General features: G+C 42.8%; 17 protein-coding genes. 3 read left to right on the top strand and 14 right to left on the bottom strand.

The annotated features are described in order from the left end of the window. Window positions 1–7: 7 nt before the first annotated feature. The 6 genes from NSS87_RS01045 to NSS87_RS01020 form a co-directional block, all read right to left on the bottom strand. A complete protein-coding gene (locus NSS87_RS01045) occupies window positions 8–1,675 on the bottom strand; it encodes a DUF4091 domain-containing protein (protein WP_339248369.1) in 1,668 nt (555 codons plus the stop codon). 96 nt (window positions 1,676–1,771) lie between these two features. Then, window positions 1,772–3,289 (bottom strand): extracellular solute-binding protein, encoded by a 1,518-nt coding sequence (locus NSS87_RS01040; protein WP_339244280.1) that lies wholly within the window; start codon window positions 3,287–3,289, stop codon window positions 1,772–1,774. 55 nt (window positions 3,290–3,344) lie between these two features. After that, entirely contained in the window at window positions 3,345–4,226 is an 882-nt protein-coding gene (locus tag NSS87_RS01035; protein WP_339244278.1) for a carbohydrate ABC transporter permease, read from the bottom strand. After that, the gene (locus NSS87_RS01030) at window positions 4,226–5,113 is read right to left on the bottom strand and encodes an ABC transporter permease subunit (RefSeq protein WP_339248366.1); all 888 of its coding nucleotides are present in this window, start codon (window positions 5,111–5,113) and stop codon (window positions 4,226–4,228) included. Before NSS87_RS01030 ends, NSS87_RS01035 begins: the two co-directional genes overlap by 1 nt. Window positions 5,114–5,541: 428 nt before the next feature. Further along, entirely contained in the window at window positions 5,542–7,851 is a 2,310-nt protein-coding gene (locus NSS87_RS01025; protein ID WP_339244277.1) for a helix-turn-helix domain-containing protein, read from the bottom strand. 221 nt (window positions 7,852–8,072) lie between these two features. Further along, a complete protein-coding gene (locus NSS87_RS01020) occupies window positions 8,073–10,202 on the bottom strand; it encodes a pectate lyase (protein ID WP_339244275.1) in 2,130 nt (709 codons plus the stop codon). Window positions 10,203–10,538: 336 nt separating this feature from the next. Between NSS87_RS01020 and NSS87_RS01015 the strand changes: the two genes are divergently transcribed. Continuing rightward, entirely contained in the window at window positions 10,539–10,715 is a 177-nt protein-coding gene (locus NSS87_RS01015; protein ID WP_179085866.1) for a hypothetical protein, read from the top strand. A gap of 142 nt (window positions 10,716–10,857) precedes the next feature. Here the strand turns inward: NSS87_RS01015 and NSS87_RS01010 are convergent, their stop codons facing one another. Together NSS87_RS01010 and NSS87_RS01005 are read right to left on the bottom strand one after the other, a co-directional pair. Continuing rightward, entirely contained in the window at window positions 10,858–12,111 is a 1,254-nt protein-coding gene (locus NSS87_RS01010; protein ID WP_076299965.1) for a mechanosensitive ion channel domain-containing protein, read from the bottom strand. Window positions 12,112–12,198: 87 nt separating this feature from the next. After that, complete coding sequence (locus NSS87_RS01005; protein WP_339244273.1) at window positions 12,199–13,056, bottom strand: LysR family transcriptional regulator; 858 nt, start codon at window positions 13,054–13,056, stop codon at window positions 12,199–12,201. A gap of 128 nt (window positions 13,057–13,184) precedes the next feature. Between NSS87_RS01005 and NSS87_RS01000 the strand changes: the two genes are divergently transcribed. Beyond that, window positions 13,185–14,174 (top strand): zinc-binding dehydrogenase, encoded by a 990-nt coding sequence (locus NSS87_RS01000; RefSeq protein ID WP_339244272.1) that lies wholly within the window; start codon window positions 13,185–13,187, stop codon window positions 14,172–14,174. A gap of 142 nt (window positions 14,175–14,316) precedes the next feature. On the opposite strand, the gene NSS87_RS00995 is transcribed toward NSS87_RS01000, so the two are convergent. The 3 genes from NSS87_RS00995 to NSS87_RS00985 all read right to left on the bottom strand — a co-directional run bounded on the left by NSS87_RS00995 (window position 14,317) and on the right by NSS87_RS00985 (window position 17,904). Next, the gene (locus NSS87_RS00995) at window positions 14,317–15,633 is read right to left on the bottom strand and encodes an NAD(P)/FAD-dependent oxidoreductase (protein WP_042184042.1); all 1,317 of its coding nucleotides are present in this window, start codon (window positions 15,631–15,633) and stop codon (window positions 14,317–14,319) included. Window positions 15,634–15,664: 31 nt separating this feature from the next. Then, entirely contained in the window at window positions 15,665–16,972 is a 1,308-nt protein-coding gene (locus NSS87_RS00990; RefSeq protein WP_339244270.1) for an aminoacetone oxidase family FAD-binding enzyme, read from the bottom strand. Window positions 16,973–17,415: 443 nt separating this feature from the next. Continuing rightward, window positions 17,416–17,904, bottom strand: a complete 489-nt coding sequence (locus NSS87_RS00985) for a MarR family transcriptional regulator (protein WP_339244268.1) — start codon at window positions 17,902–17,904, stop codon at window positions 17,416–17,418. A 161-nt stretch (window positions 17,905–18,065) separates the two neighbouring features. Between NSS87_RS00985 and NSS87_RS00980 the strand changes: the two genes are divergently transcribed. After that, on the top strand, window positions 18,066–18,809 hold the full coding sequence (locus NSS87_RS00980) for a nitroreductase family protein (RefSeq protein WP_339244266.1): 744 nt from the start codon (window positions 18,066–18,068) through the stop codon (window positions 18,807–18,809). 140 nt (window positions 18,810–18,949) lie between these two features. On the opposite strand, the gene NSS87_RS00975 is transcribed toward NSS87_RS00980, so the two are convergent. The 3 genes from NSS87_RS00975 to NSS87_RS00965 all read right to left on the bottom strand — a co-directional run bounded on the left by NSS87_RS00975 (window position 18,950) and on the right by NSS87_RS00965 (window position 20,954). Then, window positions 18,950–19,627 carry a zf-HC2 domain-containing protein gene (locus NSS87_RS00975; RefSeq protein WP_339244264.1) on the bottom strand — a complete coding sequence of 226 codons (678 nt, stop codon included), beginning with the start codon at window positions 19,625–19,627 and terminating at the stop codon, window positions 18,950–18,952. Continuing rightward, window positions 19,624–20,115 carry an RNA polymerase sigma factor gene (locus NSS87_RS00970; RefSeq protein ID WP_339244263.1) on the bottom strand — a complete coding sequence of 164 codons (492 nt, stop codon included), beginning with the start codon at window positions 20,113–20,115 and terminating at the stop codon, window positions 19,624–19,626. Before NSS87_RS00970 ends, NSS87_RS00975 begins: the two co-directional genes overlap by 4 nt. Before the next feature lie 473 nt (window positions 20,116–20,588). Further along, window positions 20,589–20,954 (bottom strand): hypothetical protein, encoded by a 366-nt coding sequence (locus NSS87_RS00965; protein ID WP_042184038.1) that lies wholly within the window; start codon window positions 20,952–20,954, stop codon window positions 20,589–20,591. Window positions 20,955–20,977 lie beyond the last annotated feature (23 nt).

Genomic DNA, 20,977 nt, shown 5'->3' with positions numbered 1-20,977 from the left:
GTCATTACTATTCTGAACAAGAATTCTCGCTAACCAGACGGTTAATCTCTTCACGCTTACGGATATACCATTCTGCCTCTTGTGGGTATACTTCAAGGGATAATTCTTGCTCCAAGCCATCTTCCAATAAGGCGATTACTGCCTCTCTTCCGACTTTCTGCTCGAGTAGCTCAAGTGCGCGTAAATCTTGCAGAGCTTCCGTAAGGACCTCCAGCCTGATCGACTCGATCGGCCCCTCAGCGCCTGGATATACCAAAAATGCATCGCCCGCTGGAAATCCACCTCCTGCATCCGTCACTTGAAATGGATCAATCGGATACTTTGAGAACTGCGCATACCAGAAGTTGTAACCCCAATGCAAAAATCCTTTAAGTTTTAGCTTATAAATTTGCATCCCGAGTACACGATTGCGTGATGACGGCATATGAAGAAAGCGATTAGAAACGAGCTTGTATTGGGCACAGCAATAATAAGTCCATAACCCCTCTACGCCATGATCCAGAAATGGTTGAATACCATTGCTCGCTGGAATCGGATGCTTAATTAAACCACTTTCATAAAATTCATACTCAGAGAGCGCATCAATGATCGGAAAACCTTCTAGAATTGGCCCAATAAGTTCGCTCGCTGCACGATAAGTATCCATGTCCGCAAGATTTGGTTCATCCGATAGATGGAAATAAACTCGCTGCTCTAAACCATTCTCTTTTACAAACGCTAAAAGCTCTTGTAAAAATAACGTAAGGAATCCCGTGTACTCCGGATCTCTAGAATCGGTATCCCATCCAAATAGTTGCTTTAATTGACCATCAACCATAGCCATTACTTTTGGTGCATGCTTGGCACCCCATTGTGTGAATAGATGGGAGAACTCAAAATATTTCACGCCACTGCGGTCACACAACTCTATCCAACGCTTTAATCGCTCAAAAGTGAAGTTATACTTCTCTCCTGTCCGTTCTACTTGAACAAGTTGTATGGTTGGGCGGTCTCCCCCGATCTCCGTGTCTAACGGCGGTGTAAACAAAGGGGTTAGAATCATATTCATTCCATGTTTCACCGCGGTGTGGATGTATTGCTCAATCAACTGCCAATGGTACTCGCTAAATATGTCCGCTTTATAGTAGGTAGCCAAGCAGTCTACATGGAACCATTCCGTATGTATAAGCGACTGCTCCGGCAATGTTGCCGCGATCACTTCCAGCGTAAATGTTTCCTCACTTACTAGTTCGCCGCTATCATTTGCGATTTGGATACAAATATCAAATAATCCCGCCTTAGCATTGAGCGGCACCTCAACAGTGATCCATATTGAGCGCCATTGATTCGGATAACCAGTTAAACCCCGATTCGTATCGAACGGAATTAACGCATCTGGATAAAGACCCGACGTGCTTCTTAAGACATGTTCATCTGCATCGTGATAGCTCACCATATTAGCAGGCACTAGCTCTACAGTTCGCACAGTGATATTGGGCCCCAACTCGGATTGCTCGGCCCGAACTTGAAGCGACCGCATAAGTACATTTGCCCGATATGCAACCTGGAAAGAATAGGATTCACCAAGTAGTGCCGAGCCTCTAAGTTGAGTTGGTGCATGCAGTTCTTCATCAGCAAATACCTTGATTAATGAACTGATACATCTTGTTTCCATCCGTGCAGCTCTATTCAACATTTCCACTTCTTTTCCCCCCATATGAATTGGTAAAAAGGATAAGCCCGGCAAACTCGACTGACTATTCGAACTTACCGGGCTTATTTAATTACTTAATTACTTACTTGCTTTGTAAGCATCGCTAGTATCTTTGAGATGCTGCTGGAAGCTAGGGTCTGCTTTCAGTCCATTAATAAACTTGTCCCAATCCTCCAAGCTGGATTTTTTGATAACGACATTTGTATACATATCAACAAACTTCTTCTGCCAATCGCCGCCTTTTTCCATCCACGCTTCGGTATTTGGCAATCCTGCAGCAGGATTCTTAATCGAAGATTCTGAGATTGTATCGATCAGCTTACGATTGTACTCTAATACTTCTGCTGGCATTCCAGGTCCTTCAGCACGTTGGTATTTATTGAAGAAACCAGAAATCCATTGTGCTGTTGTCGCTGTACCGTATCCTTGCTTCTTACCTTCATCTGTTTGAACAATAGAACCATCTTCAGAAACGGTATAATCCTTGTCTTTGATACCATAAGTCACGAGATTGTAGCCTTCTTGAGTAGCCGTTTCGTTGTAAACTTCAAGAATCTTCTTGAGCTTGTCTTCACTAACCGATTTGTTAACTAGGAACAATCCATAATAACCATAAGCTTGCTCATTGTATTTCTTGCCGTCTTTTGCAGCTGGAATTTCATACGCCTTCAACTCAGCTTCAGGCTTAACCTTCTGCAACTCTTGGCCAAACATAAATGCTTCGTTAATATTACCGAATGAGATGCCCGCTTTGCCTTGAATCATCATTTCTTTCACTTGGCTTGACTTCATAACTGGTAAGTCCGGTGTAATAAGACCATCACCATAAGCCTTGCTCCAGAATTCAAGCGCTTCTCTCGCTTCAGCTGTTAGCCAGTATGGCTCAAGACCGCCATCAGCTGTTTCCTTCCACGATGTACCTGCACCAAACATCGTCATCATATAAGGACTGACACTTGCCTGTACCATACCGTAAGTATCGTTTTTACCGTTTTTGTCCGGGTCATTCTTTGTAAAGGCCTCTAACACTTTGTAGAACTCTTCCATAGTAGTAGGAGCAGTCAATCCTACGTTTTTGAGCCAGTCTTCACGAATCAACAGCGACTCATGCCCGTCCAATGGACGAACGCGTGGAATACCATAAGATTTTCCTTTGAACTTAATATTGTTAATTGCATTCTCCGGATAGCCTGCTAGATTAGGATAGTCTGGCAGGAAAGGAGTCAAATCCCAGAATGCACCTTGATCTATTGCAGTTGAGAATGCAGGGTCATTAATATCCTCGATGAGAACGACATCTGGCAAACTCTTCGAAGCAAGCAATGCATTCAACTTTTCTTTATAGTTATTAATTGGATAGAAGTCGATCTGAAGCTTTACATTCAATTTTTCATTCAGCTGTAGAATGCTTTCAAGATCACTACTAGGGGATTCACCATAAGTCATCGTACCGATATTGATTTCAACTGGCTTTTGTTGCTTGGACTTGGAAGCATCTCCAGCAGAATTGGTCTCACCACCCTTTGCACAACCCACCAACATGCTTGTAGTGAGAACTAACACCAATAACATGGTCATCCAACTTCTTTTTTTCATTTGTAAAAACCCTCCCTTTTATCTAATAAATTAATATATAAGCTTGGTTTACCCCTTAACCCTTTACGGAGCCAACCAACATACCCTTAACAAAGTACTTCTGAAGGAACGGGTAGACCATAATGATAGGTAGAGAAGCGACGACTACTGCAGCCATTTTAATCGTCTCTGGAGGAAGCATCTGCTCACTCTGTAGCATTGCAGCTACGGATGGATCTGCTATATTCGTTGAAGCTTGTATCAGCATCATCTGCAGCACAACCTGCATCGGCCGAAGTTCATCTGAGTTGATGTATAAAACGCCATTGAAGTACGTATTCCAGAAACCTACTGCAAAGAATAGACCGAATGCAGCAACCGCTGACAGCGAGATCGGGAACATAATTTTGAAAAAGACTCCGATATCATTACATCCATCAATCTTCGCTGCTTCCTCTAACTCCTCCGGCAGTTCCTGATAGAAGTTCTTCATCAAGAATACATACCATGCGCTTGTAATTGCCGGTAATATCAACGACCAGATGGAGTCAATAAGACCTAATCCTTCAACTAACATGAAATTTGGAATCATTCCTGGGTTGAACAACATCGTCATTAGAATAGCAACTAGGAAAAACTTCTTCCCGAAGAATCGTTTCCGTGATAGAGAATACGCCAAGGCACTCGTCACCATAATACTAATCGCAGAGCCGACAATAGCTAAGAAGGCACTAACCCCTAATGAGCTCATAAACATCTTGGTTGATAGAATGTACTTATAGGAGGAAAGACTCCAGTTTTCCGGAATAATAATTAATGGCTTGCTCAAATATTCCGAAGGATCTGTAAAGGATACGATAATGACATAAAGAAAAGGTAGTAGTGTTACAAGCCCGATTAAACTGAGCACCGTATAAATGATGCCGTTTGTCACTTTATAGCCGAGGGACTTATTCATTAGTAAAGACCCTCCTCGCCGAATTTTTTAGCTAAACGATTGGCTGTTACTACAAGTACAAGACCAACAACCGACTTGAATACTCCAACGACTGTCGCATAACTGAAACGACCATTCTGTATCCCAGCCCGATACACATATGTATCAAAGACATCCGCAACATGCGCTACGGGAGAACTCATCATCAAGAAGATCTGTTCAAACCCTACCTCCATCACTTGACCGAGCCTGAGTATGAGCAACACGACGATTGTACTCCTGATGCAAGGCACTGTAATCTTCATAATCTGTTTCCAACGGTTCGCACCATCAATTTGAGCCGCCTCATACATTTCTTGATTGATACCTGCAATTGCAGCCAAGAAGATGATTGTACCCCACCCGGCTTCTTTCCATATGCTCTGCGCAGTTAACAAACCCCAGAAGTAATTCGGCTCTGTCAAGAAAGCGATTGGCTGACCGCCAAGCTCGACAATAATCTTGTTAACAATTCCATCGCTCTGTCCAAGAATAATAAAACAGATACCAGCAATGATTACCCAAGATAAAAAGTGAGGTAAATAAACTATCGTTTGTATTACTTTCTTAAATCTCATACTCCGAACCTCGTTAATGAGCAATGCAAGAACGATCGGAATTGGGAAGAAGAAGATGATATTTAGCAAGCTAATCGCCATCGTATTTCTAAATAAGAGAAAGAAGTCTGGATTCGTGAAAAACTCACGAAAATATTTGAATCCGACCCATTCGCTTTCCCAGAACCCTAGGTATGGAGAATAGTTTTTAAATGCTAAACCTAGCCCCCATAGCGGGAAGTACTTGAAGATTAAAAAGAAGAGAAGACCTGGAAGTGCTAGTAAGTACAAATATTTCTCTCGACCAAATATGACTTTGAATCGAGCCCATAGGGAGTCTTTCGGATTTAATCTTTGTCTGTCGGCTTCATATGCCTGTGATAAACTTGCGTTCGCTAATTTAAGATTAGATTGCGGCAAGGGTTTCACCACCTCCAACGATTTTGTTTGAACCTGGTTGACTGTAACGTTTCATGTCTGCATCTTACAAGCTGCAACGCCCATCAACAATGACCAATTCTTATTCGCCTGAGATCCTTGTGCAATAATTGCGAACAGCTTGATACTACTGGGTTTATGAACACTTCTAGTCTCAATAATTAACCTCGTTAGCCCTGAGAGATTATAAATTTGCACCTCATAAAAATCAAAAAAAGACTTGCAAGAACGAGAGGTTTCATTTCTCTCGCTCTTGGCAAAGTCTTATTAAAAAAAAAGTGCATTTAATTTAGTCAGGAATACTATTTTCGATGCATCTCTCGATATTGCCCCGGCGGTAAGCCCACCTGCTTCTTAAATACACGAATGAAATTTTTAGGGTTATATCCTACCTGCTCCGCTATTTCATTGACCAATAAATCAGTCGTTTCTAACAACTCCTGGGCTTTGGCTACACGCAATTGTGTTAAATACTCGATAAAGGAAATATTCATCGTCCGCTTAAACAACTTGCTTAAATATTGCGGGCTCAAATTGCATATCTGTGCACACTGGTCAAGAGAGATATCAAGATGATAGTTTGCCTCGATATAGTCCGTGACCTTCTCAATAAATTGCTCATACTCTTGATTCTTCTTACTATTCACATACAGCATAATCGGTTCGAATATACGATCCATAAACCACTCATTAATTGAATGTATAGTTGTGAGTTTTCTCAGATTTACATTGAGTTCACTAGTTGTATAGCCAAATAATTGCTCCGAATTTATATCCATTAAATATACCATTCGTAAAGTAGTAGACAACAGCTGATCGTAAGACATCATAATGAGCTCTGGATTGTGTACAGCGGATTGTACTTTATCAGAGAATGCATCAAGCATCCGCTTCGTTTCAGAGAGATCTCCCACCAGCAGCGAATCGGTCAGATGGTTCTCAATCTCCGTTGGATAACGGTACATCATCGAAATCGCAAGCCCTTTGCTCTCAATAATCTGATTTCCCCCATTAATCATCCGCGAGTGAATCGCAAGCTGCGCCTCACGATATAAATCAGGCAACTCCTCCACATGCGATGTGGTTCGACTCAAACCGATCGTCGCCGGAGATTTCAAAAAATGAGTAATCTGCTCACGTATCCTATCAATCACAGGCTTCAGCTTATCTGACCAAACGTCTACCTCTTCATGCTCTGTCCATAGCCAAACCACAACTTGATCATTAAAAGAGTTGATGACCAAGCCCTCCAGTTGCTGATGCTCCAATAATTCTGTCGTCATATTCTTTATGATGAAGAGAATTAGATCCCTATCCGTCTCTTGGAACTTGGTCACATCCGATAGGTGATCATAGGCAATAATAAATACAACTGCACACTGCTTCTCCGGAATAGAATGCCTGCGCAGAAGCTCCAGTAAATATTCACGACGGTCATGAGTAAACTGCCCCTCCATTAACCTTAAGGCGAACAGCTCGCGAATAAGTGGGAATTGTTCATTTAATTGTTCTTCTAGTTGACTCGCTTTACGGTTAATTTCCTTCCAACGCTGATTCACATAACTGAACTCATCCGTTCCCATATCCGCGGTTTGATTATCGCTGATGAGAGAGACTAGCTTCCGAATCGGACTATACACTTTCCTAGTGCCGATCATCGCCAATGCAATTCCTGCAGCAAGTACAGCAATTACAATTCCTATCGTAATGCCTGCAATCTGCCTTGCACTGCTATACAGTTCCGCCGTCGGGATCATATCCACAAACAACATCTTTTGGATTGGAGATTCCGTAGAGGTCACTAAGTACTCTCGGTCCTGCCATCGATAGATAAACTCTTGCTCACCTTTTTTTGTAACCGTTATCAATTCATACAAGTCTTCAGGCACTTCGCTTCCGTTCAAATGGAATACAAGTTGACCGGTGTTATCCATCACATACATTTGCTCATGCTCGTATTTAAGAAATTGTTTTGTCAGTGATTCAAACGCTTTATTATCTATGATGACCTGGATAAATCCGATAGGTTCTTTTGAATGTAAAGGTACTGTACTTGTTAACGTTATTCCTGAATCATAGTCTTTGCCACCCTGAGAATAGCCTACTTTCCAATCTAGTTGCTGATTTTTATCCAGTAGGTTCGCATACTTCTCCCGTTCCACTGCTGATTCGATCTTTATTCCACCGTAAGTTGATGATATTAAGTAGTTCTCATCCAATGTATATAGCGCAATATCCTTAACACGAGAATTTCCGTTCATAAAAGCTAACAAATTCTGATATACACCCGTATAGAAGCTGGAATAATTGGTTCGCTTCATTTCATTCAAGTCTGAAGTAAAGAACGAGCTCAGTTCCATCTGGACTAAGTTATTCTGAACCGCTTCCAACTCGGTATCCATCGTCCTTGAAGCGTAATTCAAGATTTGAGTAATATCTTGGCTAACATTATCTTTAATAGCATTAGAAGTTAATGCATAACTAGCGATTCCAACGATAACGATAGGAATGATCGATGAAAATAATGTATATGCAATCATTTTGCGATAAAATGATGGATACTTCAGCAATCTTTTATTCCAAATTGTTCGGTAATCATCTTTAAGCTTCATATTGTAATCTCCCATGTTGATAAACTATGTCCTCAGCGTACAAATCATTTGATATGAAGTCAATAACTACGAAAAAAATTTTGGGAAATATTATAATATTAAACAAATCAAACAATCTACAATGATTCGAGTCTTAAGATCATAGAAAAAAAGCGACCCTGACCAAAAAAGCTGCCAACGATATTGCAATATCGTTAGCAGCTTTTATCTTATAAAACTATCTATTCCAACTTCATATAATACAGATTCGCCGTACTATCCTTCGTAATGGTATGTGCGCCCGCCGTAAGGGAGACAGTGGCAATGCCATTCGTTATAGGATAATTTGTTCCATCCACTTTTATTTTGGTTCCTTCTGTATTGAACACTAGGGTTAGGGTTGAAGCTTTAGCAGCTGTGAACTGAATACTGGTTGCACTCTCGATTTTTAGACATTGGGTTAGGGTTAAACCCTGATATGTCACATTTCCCTTACTTGTTGAGAGATTTCCTTGGATATTGAAGAAGCTGCTCGTTGTTCCATCAGTGGTAAAGTTATGAATGGTTGCTCCCGCTGTCGGCACTGGCGTTGCCGTCGGTGTAGGTACAGGTGTTGCTGTTGCTGTTGCTGTTGCTGTTGCTGTTGCTGTTGCTGTTGCTGTTGGAGTCGGTGTCGGACTTGTTGGGTTTGAATTGCCCCCTACAGAGACAAGCCCCGTTGTGTAGCTTCTGATTGCAGACATCAGTGCAGTATTCAGCGCATACGATGCGTCATCCACGGAATCATTAAATTCCCATGTGAAGTCTCCACCATTCAGACGTCCGGCTTTTGCCGTAACAACCTGTTCCACATTGCTTACGTTGTCAATATTCGATACGTTCACTCCAGTTTGGACGCTCGTATCGAAGTTATTATAAGCTGTTCCGCCTTTTAATGCTTTGTATGAGCTTGGGACGGTTTCATTTCTCGACGAGGCTAAATAGGCATCAAATGAGGTTGCATTAGCAGGAGCTGTCCCTGTGTTGGAGTTAGCGTAGATAAGACTTGAAGCATCAACAATTAGATTGTTATAAGCTTTAATCACACCCCCATTTTCACCCGAGAACGTACCCTCACCTAAAGCATCTGTACCCTGTAAAGAACTAAGCATTGGGTCTTTAGTATTTCTAAAAACATTGGATTCCACAAAAGCCGAAGCTCCGGTTGTAACGCCGACACCATATTTCGAGACTCCATCATAGAAGTTATTATAGACGTGAACAGAGGCCACTCTGATCCGCGGATGACGGGAGTCCGAATGATCAAACCAGTTATGGTGGAAGGTAACAAAGAATTCTGCCGACTCACTAAGTCCGACTAGAGCAGCTTTTCCGGAATCAAAGTAATGGTTGTACGAGATCGTAATATACGTTGATCCTTTTTTGAGGTCCGTAGACCCGTCACCTTTGGCTTGGTCCGCGTCGCCCCCTGCGGATCCATAAAAAATATCATTATTATGCACCCATACATTCGCATTGCCTGTGTCCATTGAAATGCCATCGTCAGGAAATAACATCACACCCAGATTTCTTACTTCCAAATTACCAACATATCTAAGCAGCAATCCCCAACCGTATGCATAAGCATCTTTTCCGATACCTTCGATTGTAATATTCATTTCCGAATAATTATTTTTACCTTTGACTTCAAGATATCCACTGCTGTTAAGCTGTCCACTCAGGTCAGCAGCTGTAACTTTACCGATAATTCGGATGGCAAGTGGGGTTGTATCATAACCCTTTTGTCTCAGAGCCAAGATGCTACCAAGACCAACGCCTGTTTGTACAGCACCTGAGCTGTTGATTTTCACATCAAGTGTTACGGTTTTCGCATTCTGAGATGTTATATACAGCACTTGAGCACCATTCTTGAGGGTTCCATTCTCATTATAAGCGCCAGAACCCGTACCAAATGGCGAGCTTGCCGAAAAAGAAAACCCAGATCGATCATATGACGTTACGGATAACGTATTTGATACCGAACTTGCCGTTCCTCCCCCTGATAGGGTAGCCTCAACCTTCATTACATAACTTCCAGCTGCAAGCCCTACAGCATCCGCTCTCCAATAGGAAGAATATTTGCGGATCAATTCATTATCAATCTGTTGGTACCCCGAATCTGATGCGCTTGCCTGTTTAACATATACGTTATATCCTGTCGCATTACTTACAGGTGACCATTCCACATATGCCGCTTCATTCCAGCCTCCACTGCCTGTTATCGAAAGACCAGCAGCATGCACTACTGTATTTGTCCATCCACCTGCTATCAAAGAAAGTGCAAGAGAAAACAACACACCAATACTGATTACCTTGGCAATACTTTTTTTCATTTTATTCCCTCCTGATTCTAATTTGTTGCAGATAGAATTGTAACCGCTTGCAAGAAGATATAAAGCTTCCTTTTCACCTCCTGACAATATTACATTTTATGGGACTAAAACATCCTCAACATATCAGAACAGAAATCAGTTCCGATACAATCATTTCCTCATATTTTTCACATCTAACAGTATTCTGAGTTAATGATTATAGGACAGAGCATTGATTCACCCGTACTTTCAGCAATGTATCCTGGGCTCTTGTGAAAATACAACATGAATAGCCACACAGTAGCCAGCACATAATAAAATTCACAACCATTAGATAATCAAGGGAGGAGCTTTCAATTGAGTGCAAATCAACCAGATAAGAATCTAATCAACACAGTAAAAGAACTGGAAGCCACGCCCGTAAACAGCCTGGAAGCCCAACAGCAGCAGCAAGCCCGTAATGATCGCCGCAAACAAGCTCTGCATGACAGCGATGGCAAATTCTCAGAAAATGAATCTGGGAACTTCCATTAGAGTCTTCAGCTATGTCCGCACCCCAATAAATCGCACGTATTATGATCCTTTCCAAAATGAAAAAAACGTAAAAAAGCGACCAACGATGGTCGCTTTTTTACTGATATTAAGAAATGCCTTCTCCTGCAAATCATTCTTATCTTCAGTATCCAGACGAATACTCTTTGCTTTCTTTTAAGCGAGCAATATCATGGCCCGTCGGGTTTTGGAAGACACGAAGCCCAAATATCGGTACAACTGCAAAAATGTGATCAAAGATATCAGCTTGAACCGATTCATACACCACCCAGTTAGTATCATTGCTAAACGCGTAGATTTCTAAGGGCAGTCCATTATCCTCTGGTGCTAGCTGTCTGACGATCAGCGTCATATCCTTATGAATTTTAGGATGATTCCTCAGATATTCATGGATATATTCTCTGAATACACCAACATTCGTGAGATGTCTTCCATTTACTTTACTCTCCGTATTGATTTGATGTTCGATATTATAAATGCTAATTTCATTTAATCTTGCCCTTATAAAATCGGACAGGTAGTGAATCTTCTGGAATTCCTCCATCATTTCTTTTGTACAAAAACATATGCTGCTTGTATCGATATGAACGCTTCGTTTAATCCTTCTGCCTCCAGAAACTTGCATGCCCCTCCAGTTTTTGAACGAATCTGAAATAAGGGCGTAGCTAGGAATCATGGTGATTGTTTTATCGAAATTCATAACCTTTACCGTATTCAATGTAATGTCAATTACATCACCATCCGCATTATATTTAGGCATTTCGATCCAGTCACCTACACGAACCATATCATTAGATGATAATTGAACACCTGCCACCAAACCCAATATAGAATCTTTGAAAATCAGCATAAAAACAGCTGATAATGCACCTAACCCACTAAGTATAATCAGTGGATTCTGACCAATGAGGTTAGAGATCACCACAATAACACCAATGATAAATAGAATAATCTTTGCAACCTGAATGTACCCCTTGATCGGCCTAATCTTGGAGACCTCGAATGAGCGATAAATAGCATCAATGGCATTAAGTAGTGCATTAAACACCGTGATAGTTACGATAATCATATAAGTTAAGGCGGATTTTTCAATAAAGGCCTGATATAGCGGAAAGATAGACGCAGAATAATAGATGATGAAGGCTGGCGCGAGATGCGACAGCTTGTGAAACACTTTTTTCTCCAAAACGATATTATCCCATGCATACCGATCCTTACTAATGAAATGAATAATTATCTTCAGCACGATTTTTTTGGCTATTAAATTGGCCAGTACAGAGAGTAGTGCTATAAATAAGACCATGATTATATTCGAAAGATAACCTGTCATTTGTTCGTTTACACCGTATCCTGCTAGTTGATCTTTTATAAAATTCATCATTTCCTCCTGCTGCGTGTTACTTAAATTGTTTGATGAAATGGTCTAGCACTAACATTCGACGTATCGATCGTTGCGGGTGAACTATTATTGCCTAGTTTCAACTAATTGTATTAACCTGGTTAACGCGCTTGAGTAAATTGTGTCATGTCTATGCACAAACCATACCTGCAAATCTCGATACTCTTCAGGCAAACGGTGGGAAGTGATTATGCCCTGTTCTTCCGCCTTGGCAATCGATGACTGTGGCAGCATAGACACACCAAGTCCAGAGGAAACGCCATCTAGAATAACTGCTAATGTGCCAAATTCCATAATCTGATAAGTGGTCAGGCCAGTGCCTCTCAGAAAACTCTCTGCTTTTGCCCGATGCGTACATCCAACGTCAAAGAACAACATCGGTTTCATAAGTAGCTCATACATTCCGTTTTGTCCCGGCTCAGAGATCAACACCAACTCCTCTTCAAAGGCCGCGATATGTTCTATATCTGGATCATCAACAGGACCATAGACGAACGCTCCATCAAGCTCGTAATCCAACACCTTTTGTAAGAGCGCATGTGTCACACCCGTAGTGAGCGATAAATTAACATCCGGATATCGTGATTGATACTCGGCCAATAAAGGAGTCAGATGAATGACTGCTGTCGCTTCAATGGACCCTATCCGAAGAGGCCCTGCAGGATGGTCCGAGTATTGTGTAGTTTTCACAGCCTCGTCCATCAGAGTCAGTATTTTATCCGCATATCCCAGTAAATTCTCGCCAGCCAAAGTTAGCGTCATTCCTCGATTGGATCTCCGAAAAAGGGGTGTTTTCAACTGAGCCTCAAGATACTGAATTCGAGTCGTCACATTAGACTGTACATAGTTCAACATTTGCGCAGCCTTGGTTATGCTCCCCTCTCGAGCCACAGCCTGAAATATTCTTAAATCTCCGCTTTCCATTTCTATGTCACCTGCTTGGTATGATCATTTATGATACTCACAATCGGTTTTGTTCATTTTACTGTATGATTCCCACTCTGTACAATTCAATATAGATTCATTGAAATACGAATGACTGGAGGATTAGGATGAAAGCAATCGTACATGCTGGGATGAACGGCTTGAAGAGCCTGACATATGAAGACGTTGTTGATAAACAGCCAGGCTTCGGTGAAGTAAAAGTAAGGCTGAAAACCGCAGGGTTAAATCATCGAGACTTATTTCTCATAGCGGATCGAAAAAATGAGGATGCTCCCCTGATTATGGGCTCTGATGGGGCGGGTATAATTGAAGCGGTAGGTGAAGGCATAACATCACTTACAGTAGGTACCGATGTAATCATTAATCCGTGTATCGGATGGGAAATCACCCACGATGTCCCGAACGTTCCGGCCATAGTGGGCGGCCCTTCAGATGGTACATTTGCCGAGTCTATCGTCATCCCTGCGCAAAATGCCATCAGCAAGCCAGCTTATTTGTCTTGGGAAGAAGCGGGCGTGTTGCCCTTATCTGCCTTGACAGCCTATCGGGCTTTGTTTACGAGAGGCCGCTTACAGCAAGGTGAACATATCCTTATTCCGGGTATTGGTGGCGGTGTGGCTACTTATGCCATGCTTATGGCTTCAGCAGCGGGTGCAAGAGTCAGTGTCACATCACGAAGTGAAACAAAAAGGCAAGTTGCTCTTGCACATGGGGCAGATCATGCCTTTGACAGTCATAGTGATTGGAAGGAAAGTATGAAAGGAGAAACAGTGGATCTCATCCTGGATAGTATCGGGCCAGCGACGTTCCAACAGTACTTTGATATCATTAAGCCAAATGGCCGAATCGTTACGTTTGGAGCAAGCTCAGGAGATCGAATGGAAATAGCAGCACGATCCATATTTTACCCCCAAATCAGTATCATCGGCACCTCAATGGGAAGCAGTGAGGAGTTTGTTGCGATGCTTCAATTTATGGAACTCCACTCGATACGCCCTATCATTGATAGTGTGTATCCTTTTCAAGACACCCTTCAAGCCTTTCAGCGAATGCAACAGGGGGAGCAGTCTGGGAATATTGGAATAAGAATTGATTGAAAAAAGACACCTCACAAGGTGTCTTTTATTTACTCTATATGGAACCGAGGCGTGGCATGGCAAATCCATTAGCCGCCGTGTGTTCTAGGGCATGCAAGTATTTCCACTGCAACATGCCAAGAGTCAGCAACCATCTATCCTATTACGTGGCGCTAACACGTCGTTTAGCAAGCGCCATCGCGGCAGCATAGCCGGAGCTCCAGGCCCATTGCAGGTTATAGCCGCCGCAATCTCCATCGACATCCATCACTTCACCTGCCAAATACAGCCCAGGGACTAACTTAGATTCTAACGTTCCTTCGATTAGCTCCGTCGTATCGATGCCACCGGCTGTTGTTTGTGCATTCGTGAAGCTATTGGTATCGGTCACTTTAAATTCCCAACGTTTCAAGATTCGATAAAATATTTTCTTGGTTTTCCATGATAAATCCATACAAAGCAAGTGCGGCTGTTGATCAATTCCAGCCTCCTTCAGCAGAACTGGAATCAGTTTCTTGCTGACGATGCCCACAAAAGAATCGGCAACCGTCCGGTGTCCGAAGATCCCCCAGTGGATCTCCAGAAAATCAATTAACTCTTCCTCCGTGCGCTCCGGCATTAAATCAACCGACAATGTCACCGATTCTCCTATTCCGAGATTATACGCAGCCTTTCTGCTGAGCTGAAGTATGGGCGGGCCCGAGATACCATAGTCCGTAAAAAGAATCTCACCAGACTCAGTGCGGATGACTTCATTGTTTACGATAACATGGGCCTCTCCCTCAAATTTGATGCCCGATAGTTCCTTCAAATACGGATAATCCAGCTTCAATTGTACAATGCCTGGCACCGGGTTGATCAGGGTGTGCCCCAGACGTTGGACAAGCGTATAACCGGAGCCGTCTGTTCCCGTTTTGGGAGCGGTAAGGCCGCCTGCACATAGAAAAAGATAGTCGCTGGTATACACAACCTGTTCCTCTGTCTCCGTCTGGCAGGTTATCGCGAACCGCGGATGTCCCGCCGAAACGGTAACATCCAACACTTTATGTTTATAATATACGGGAACATTCCGATCCTCCAGCGCAAGCTTAAATACACCCGGCACCGAAGCCGCCTGCAGCGACATCGGATACATCCGGCCATTCTCCAAGCTTACAAAAGGAAGCCCGAGCGAGGAGAAAAATTCGATCGTTTGGCGGACACCGAATTGCCGCAATACATGTATTGGGAATCCTTCCTGATTACTGTGATACTTGCGTGATAAAGCGGCCGCTTCATCCGTACCGGTGGCGGTGGATTGGTTCGTAATGTTGCAACGCCCGTTACCCGTCGTTATTATTTTCTTCCCAAGCCGGTCATTGCTTTCAATAATTGCTGTATCAATACCTTGATCCCTCGCTGTAACTGCAGCCATTAGACCTGCAGCACCCCCACCGATAATGAACAGCTCGTGGTGCTTAGAAGTCTGATCCTTATACATGTTAATTGATGCATCCCTTTTCCTAATAAATTTATTGAATTGACTTAGCTAGCGCCATGGCGGCCACATATCCGGAACTCCAGGCCCATTGCAGGTTATAGCCGCCGAAATCTCCGTCGACATCCATCACTTCGCCAGCCAAATACAGCCCAGGCACCAGCTTGGATTCCAGCGTTCCTTCGATGAGTTCCGACGTATCAATGCCGCCGGCTGTCACTTGCGCATTAGTAAAGCCATTGGTATCCGTCACTTTAAATTCCCAACGCTTCAAGATTCGATAAAATTTCCCCTTGGTTTTCATCGATAGATCCTGGCAAAGCAGCTCTGGCTGTTGATCTAAGCCAGTCTCTTTTAGTAGGACAGAAACAAGCTTCTTATTGAAGATGCCAACAAGGCAATCCGCCACAGTCCGGTGTCCAAAGGTCTCCCAGAGCCTTTCTAAAAACTCAACCAACTCTTCCTCCGTGCGGCCCGGCATCAGATCAACCGACAATGTTACCTGTTCTCCTCTTGCAAGATGATACGCAGCCTTCCTGCTTAGCTGAAGAATTGGCGGGCCGGTAATACCATAATCCGTGAAGGCAATTTCACCCTGTTCACTGCAGATGACTTTACCGTTCACAATGATATGAGCTTGTCCCTGAGATTTGATAGTGGACAGTGCCCTCATATTCGGATATTGCAGCTTCAATTGCACAATGGCCGGCAAAGGCTCAATCAGGGTGTGTCCCAGACGTTCGGCAAGTGTATACCCAGGAGGTTCTTTTCCCGCATTTGGACCGGCAAGACCACCCGCAGATAGAAGTAGATAGTCGCTAGTATAAACAACCTCCTCCTCTGTCTCCGTTTGGCATTTTATCTTGAAGCGCGGATGATTCTTCGAAACAGTAACATCCAACACTTTGTTATTGAGGTATACCGGAACATTCCGATCCTCCAGCGCAAGCTGGAAAATATCCAGCACCGCTGCTGCCTGCAGCGACATTGGATACATCAAGCCCTCCTTCAATCTTGTAAGCGGAAGCCCGAGGAAGGAGAAAAAAACTATGGTTTGACGGATGCCAAATTGCTGCAATACCGCAAGTGGAAATCCGGCCTGATTACTGTGATACTTGCGCGATAAAGCGATTGCTTCATCCGTACCCGTTGCAGTGGATTCATTCGTAATGTTACAGCGGCCATCACCTGTCATTAATATCTTCTTTCCAATCCGGTCGTTACCCTCCAGAATGGCAGTATCGATACCCATATCACGCGCAGTAACGGCGGCCATTAGTCCGGCAGCACCTGCGCCGATAATAAACAGCTTGTGGTGCATAGAAGTCTGATTCTCATACATGGTTGGTCAATGCATCCTTTATCCAATTTTTCTAAAAGCACAGAGTCACTTTATTAAATTATAGCATAAGTATACTGGTTTTCATTTATATCTCCCTATTAACTCTTCCTATCCTATGTTTGCCTTTTTTATCCCTATATAGAACCTTAAGTTTTTTTGGCCTTCAAAACTTTCACAACTCTAAGACTGAATGAATAGCATTTCCAGAGCTTATCAACTTTGATTACGGGACGAGCATGCTTTCTACACTGCAATCTTTAATTCCATACACGTAAGATACTGGACCTAGCAAAATACGCAGTTTTTTTGAACCATTACACATAGTCTAGATCATACTTTGAAAAACATAAAAAAAGACACCCTTCAAGGTGTCTTTCACTGGTACTCCATATGGAGGAGAACCGTGGCGATGCAAAACCGTTACCTATCGGAGCACCCATGCCCTATCGCAGACGGGCTAGCTTCTCCAAAAAGTCTGCCACAATTTCCAACGACGCTGCATCGAAACTTGTCAACAGTTCCATCACCTTTTGATCTTTCTCCTGGTGGAATACCCGATGCAGTTCGGCCAATTCGGTGCCGAGCGGAGTCATGGAGAAATAAATTTCTTTCAGGTTGTCCGGCAGCTGGGTTTTCCGGATCAGGTCATAATCCAGCAATTTGCGGGTGATTTTGGAGACGGCGCCTTTCGTTATCTCCATATCGCGGGCGATATCAGCCCCTTTAATACCTTCATGCATATTGATGACGTCCAAAACGTGCAGGCTTGAGACGGATAGGCGGGGCAGCAGCCTTTTTAGCCGGTCGTCGGAGATGTGCTCTATGAGCCAAAGCCGATCCTGGTCCTCGTCGGTTTCGCTGATGAGGATCCGGTAAATGGACTTTTCTATACGGTTTTTGAGCTGAAGCAAATCATCATTCATATCTGGCATAAGGCAAGCCTACCTTTTTTCTTTTTATTATATCATGGTTTCCACGGAAACCATTTGACAAGATATCTTTTTCTTGTTATCATCGTTTCCATGGAAACCATTTTGCAAAACACAATTTTCTTATAACTTCCACAAAAACCATCGATTGGGAGGGAATTTTAATGAATGAGGTCATGCAAGTGATCCGCCAGCATCGCTCCATCCGTAAGTTTAAAAATATTCCGTTGACTGGCAAGCAAATCGAAGCCATTGTCGATGCAGCGCAAATGGCACCGACCTCGGCGCATATGCAGCCGTTCTCGATCATCGGCGTTACCGATCAGGAACTTCGGAAGAAGATCGCGGTGCATTCGAAAAATCCATCGATTGAGGAATGTGGGTACTTTTTTATTTTTTGCGCCGATCTTCATCGGATGATGTTGGCCGCCGGCCCGGACCAACAAGAAAAAATGGGTCGTAACCTGAGCTTCTCGTATTTTTACCAAACCGCTGTGCTGAGTGCCGCGCTTGCCCTGCAAAATGCCAATCTGACGGCCGAATCGATGGAGCTCGGAGCCGTGATTATTGGCGGAATTAACGAGGCCCTGCCTGGACTGGACGAATGGCTTGGACTGCCGGACTTCGTCATTCCTTTGGTCGGTCTTGCAGTAGGTGTTCCCGACGAGGTTCCAGAGCAAAAGCCACGGTTGCCACGGTCTGCCGTATTTTTTGAAAACAAGTATGATCCAGATCTTAAAGCAAAGGTCGAAAGATATGACCGGGAAATCGAGGAGTACTACGGCGCGCGAACGAATAACAAACAAATGTCAAGCTGGTCCGGAAAATTCATCGCCATGCTGGATAAAGATTTGCCGTTGGATCGTTATACGGAATACGTAAAAAGCAAAGGATTTGATTTGAAATAGTGAGAATTCTGTATAAAGAGCATCTTATTCTATAGTTTCTTATCCCTGAAACGCAAAATCCACAACCAGATTGGGTTGTGGATTTAACATATGGAGCCGAGGGGAGTCGAACAGCCCTTGTCTCAACATGAGCCCCCTAATTATCGACTTGCCGTCGGCAGTTCCATTCCCTTCTTCCAAATCAGAATCGGATGATCCGGTGAACCGTAGTAGATGGACGTAATCTCCACGTCCTTACCATACTTCTTCTGATAGGCCCTTACATTCAGAGGATTGACGAACATCTCGCCATTGACTGGATTGGAGGCATTATATTTCTTCGATATGATAAGAGGATGAACGGGGATCATATAGAAACTCCCATCATCCTTAACGGTATTCTTCACATGAGCGAAACTATACCCGTCCCTGATTTGAACACGAAAAGCAATTTCACCGCTTGATATGGTTCTTATATCAGAAATAATAATATGGTCGGATGACACCGGTAGGATATTCCAGCGGAAAAGACCGAAGTAGCCAACAATCAACATTCCAAATACGGAAGCAGCCACAAACAATCCTTTCATAAAAGCCATCGATCGGGTACGGCTCCACATTCTTTTAATGCTTTGCAGCCCTTTTCCCTCCAATTTATTTACTTCCATATCTTGAATGGGCAAGCTCAGGCTGGATTTCAATTGTTCCAGAGAAGAACGGCAGTCAGGGCAATCAACAAGGTGTTCCTCCACCAGTCCCTTACTAGTTTCACTGCATATGTCATCATAATACAAGGGGAGAAGATCTTGAACTACGTCACATGAGATTCGGTTCATCATTTATCCTCCACTAGCAGATTTTGTATTCTTAGCCGAGCACGGTGATAGGTCACTCTTGCCCAGCTTTCCGTTCGCCCAAAGATTTGACTAATATGATCGAAAGATAGTTCTCCAAATAACCTGAGCATAAAAACCTCCTTATACGGCTCGTTCAAAACGTGCAAAACCTTATGAATACGCATAGCTTCAGTCTGATCAATGAGTTTTTGCTCCAGATTAATGCTGCCCTCTTCTTCCTGTACAGCCAACGAAGCTAACTTCCGCTGCCCGTTCATATAGGAGAAATAAGTATTTTTCGCAATCTGACACAGCCAGACGCTCATTTTGCAGTCCCCCCTGAACTGGTCAATTCGCTTCAGCGCTTTAAAAAAGGTTTCCTGTGTAATTTCCTCGGCAATCTGCTCGTCCCTGCTTAACGACAGCACAAATATGTATACATCACGGAAGTATTGATCATAGACTCCTTCTAATTCATCTGATTTGTCCAATGGTTCACCACCTTACATATATAAGACTAACTAAACATAAAAACGTTACAATGAATTCAGTTTATTTTATTGTACTTGTAATAGAAAAAAAGAAATAAAAAAGACACCCCTAAAGGTGTCATCACTTACACTCCATATGGAGCCGAGGGGAGTCGAACTCCTGTCCGAAGATAACGGCACATTAGCTTTTACGAGTGTAGTCACAGTTTTGATGTCACCCTAGAAGCATTCTAACCAGCATTTGATGAGTCCGTCTGATTTTACTTAGATAAAAATTGGCTATATTACTGTTCTTCCTTGTTATATATTTAACAAATTATAGAATCGTATAAAAATTACTTATCTATGGTTAAAAAAGGAGACTGATCATAGGAATATCTCCTTAGTATAGTGATGCAATTATATAAGTTAATACGCAAAAGTACCTTTGCCGCTACAGATGATGGCTGGACCCTTTTAATTATTAGAAGTTGCTAATTCCCTGCAGAATCAAGATACGTTTCAGCTTCTTCTATCGATTCGTACAAGTTTGCAATATCTTTAAACATACGATGCATTTGCGTTTTGTAGAAAGAGGTAGGCGCAACATACACCCATTTGTGTTTTGTAGAGATTCCAGCTTTCACAGCATCTTCACTAGTTGGAGCAAGAATTGCCAACACTTCTTGCTTAAATACCAGGCCACCAGTAATTACAGTCATACCTGTAAACCCTCGCTTAGTTTTCTTCAGTACTTTCGGAAATTGTTCCGCGTACGCAAGGGCATCCTCAACATCCATACCGTCCGATGTTACAATAATTCTGTTTTTGTTTTTAACATAATCAATAGTAAAACTCATGATAGTAATTCCTCCGAATGTTT

The sequence above is a fragment of the Paenibacillus sp. FSL F4-0243 genome (genome assembly GCF_037963295.1).
Lineage (GTDB): Bacteria > Bacillota > Bacilli > Paenibacillales > Paenibacillaceae > Paenibacillus_AQ.
Note: the sequence above shows the minus strand (reverse complement) of the source record. Positions and strands in the feature narration are given on the sequence as shown.